Genomic DNA, 717 nt, shown 5'->3' with positions numbered 1-717 from the left:
TTTAGTTGCATCATCGAGTTTAACAGTCACATCGTCGCCATTAGCAACCGTAGTAAGACCATTCTCCCCTTTTACGTTAAATTTCACATCACCTGTGCTCAAGGATTTTTCATCGGTAGAGCCAGAGTTACCACCTAAAGAAATCTTACGAGCGATCGCTTTCGTGTTTTTGTCAATGTTATCCTTATTTGTTGCAATATCAGCTTTATTTGTTGCGATATCGCCTACATTTTTATCAATTGCTGTTTTATTGTCAGCTATTTTTTGCTTGTTCGCAGCAATATTGTCCTTATTAGTAGCAATATCTGTTTTGTTTGTCGCAATATCGCCCGCATTTTTATCAATTGCAGTTTTATTGTCGGCAATTTTTTGCTTGTTGTCTGCAATAGCATCAGCATTTTTACCAATCTTATCTGTATTATCAGCAATATTGGCTTTATTGTCTGCTACTTGATCATCAACTTGTTTCAATTGATCTTCTGTAGCTGCACGACCAGATACAGCTTGTGTTTGACCTGGAACCCATGCAGTGTTAGTCAAGCCAGTTACTTGAGGTGTTTCAACGCCAGTTGTCGCTTTTACTTTTGGCGCTGTAATCGTTTGATTAGCAGTTACCGTATCAAAAGTTACATCTTTCTTAGTGGAAATGGTAAAGTCTTTACCATTTTGAGTAATGGAAATGTTATCACCATCGATGAATTTAACAGTGTTACCACC

At 37.5% G+C, this 717-nt stretch carries 1 pseudogene; it reads right to left on the bottom strand.

The window, feature by feature from the left end:
- A pseudogene (locus AAA071_RS09470) lies at positions 1-717 on the bottom strand (ESPR-type extended signal peptide-containing protein); the annotation flags it as partial.

It is taken from the genome of Veillonella parvula (assembly GCF_040097785.1).
Classification (GTDB): Bacteria; Bacillota; Negativicutes; order Veillonellales; family Veillonellaceae; genus Veillonella; species Veillonella parvula_D.
The sequence above is the reverse complement of the archived record's forward strand: the minus strand, read 5'-3'. Positions and strand labels throughout refer to the sequence as shown.